This window comes from Streptomyces sp. CO7 (assembly GCF_053474865.1).
Window position 1 is genome coordinate 341,809 of the sequence record NZ_JBRIOU010000009.1, and the last position, 1,983, is coordinate 343,791.

Consider the following 1,983-nt stretch of genomic DNA (forward strand, 5'->3'; position numbering starts at 1 on the left):
GCCCTCGAGCGGGGGATGTCGCGGCCAGCGCCTCCTGCCGCGACATCCCCCGCTCGAGGGCCGTGTGGAACACCGCCGCCTGCCAGGACGCGCCGTTCACCCTCCGGCGGCACCGCTCCTCGATCACGCCGAGGTACAACTCGCGGTCGGCCGGTTCGATCCCCCAGGCCTCGAGCCCCGCGTGCGCCATCGGCAGCAGCTCCTCGAGCACCAGGGTGACCGCCTCGACCTGCTGCGTGCCGCCCATGCGTCCCCGCCGCGGCCACTCGAACCGCGCGTCGATCCCGTAGCGGCAGGCCGCCTCGAAGTTCGCCGCCGCCGACTCGAAGGGCAGCCGCGTCCACACCGGGCGCGACTCCTCGGCGAGGGCGCGCACCAGCCCGTAGTAGAAGGCCGCGTTGGCCACCACGTCGATCACCGTCGGTCCGGCCGGCAGCACCCGGTTCTCCACCCGCAGGTGCGCCGTCCCGTCGGCGACGTCGTAGACCGGCCGGTTCCACCGGTACACCGTGCCGTTGTGCAGCACCATCTCGCCGAGCTTGGGCGTGCCCCCGGCGTCGAGCACCTCCATCGGGTCCTCGTCGTCCATGATCGGCAGCAGCGCCGGGAAGTACGTCAGGTTCTCCTCGAACAGGTCGACCGCCGAGGAGACCCACCGTTCGCCGAACCAGGTCCGCGGCCGCACGCCCTGCGCCTGGAGCTCCGGCGGCCGGGTGTCCGTCGACTGCTGGAACAGCGGCGGCCGCGACTCCCGCCACAGTTCCTTGCCGAACAGGAACGGGGAGTTGGCGCCCACCGCGATCTGCGCCGCGGAGATCGCCTGCGCCGCGTTCCACACGTCGGGGAACCGCTCGGGCGTCACCTGCAGATGCAGCTGCACCGAGGTGCAGGCGGCCTCCGGGGTGATGGAACGGGCCGTGGTGGTGAGCTTCTCGACCCCGTCGATCTCGAGCGAGAAGTCCTCCCCCCGCGCGGAGACGATCTGGTCGTTGAGCAACGTGTAACGATCGACGTCGGAAATGTTGGCGGAGATGAGATCGTCCCGCTCGAGCGTCGGCAGGATGCCGATCATCACGATCCCCGCGTCGACCTCCCCCGCCTTTCGGTGGGCATATGCCAATGATGTTCGCAGCTCCTCCGCGAGCTGGTCGAATACCTGCCCGCCGAGCCGGTGCGGTTCGATGTTGACCTCGAGGTTGAACATCGCGAGTTCGGTCTGGAAATCACGGCTGGCGATCCGTTCCAGCACTTCCGCATTCATCATTCGCGGCATGCCGTCGGATCCCGCGAGATTGAGTTCGATCTCCAGGCCCATGAGATTCTTGGGCCGGTCGAACTGCCTCTCCTTCAGCAACCGCTCGAGACCCGCCAGGCACCGCTGGAGCTTGTCGCGGTAGCGCTGGCGATCGGACAGGTCGAACGACCCTGCCTCGACCTTCTCCCCCATCGCAGCGTCCTCCTCGGATGGGTGGCCGCCTGTGCGGCCGGTGTCCGTCTGTCTGTCGCCCGGGTCTTCGTCCGGTCCGCAACTGATGATGCCCGCCCTGGCCGATCGATAACGTCCCCACGAGCACCCGCCGACCGTTAGGCTGACCTCCAGCGCCATTCGGCACATTCGCACGGCATGCGCCAAGGCGCGGTTTCCGGCGTTCCGGGAGCCCGGGAAAACGGCGTCGAAAACCGGCCGACCCCGCTTCGGGCCTCACCCGAGGTCACCCCGTGGAAGCGTCCTGGAAATCGGAGCATAACGCGACGAATTTCCGGCGCGAACAATGCTTGCCGTTCACACGGAAAACAGCTAGCGGAAACACTCCGTGAACACGGGTCGTATAAACTGCGCAAACGAGGCGGAGAAGCACGTGCGCCCACGATCGTGCGCCCCGTCACCGAAGGTGACATCGGGCCGGCCCGGTCCGGGTTGATCCGACCGGTCCGGCGCGGCTCTCCGACCCCCTCGAGCTGACAGCAGACAGCGCCCGCCCC

At 68.5% G+C, this 1,983-nt stretch carries 1 protein-coding gene; it reads right to left on the bottom strand.

The genetic code is table 11. From position 1 onward, the window contains the following. On the bottom strand, positions 1 to 1,447 hold a 1,447-nt coding region (locus ACOV8S_RS28175), incomplete at its 3' end, for a glutamate--cysteine ligase (RefSeq protein WP_448321341.1). Positions 1,448 to 1,983 lie beyond the last annotated feature (536 nt).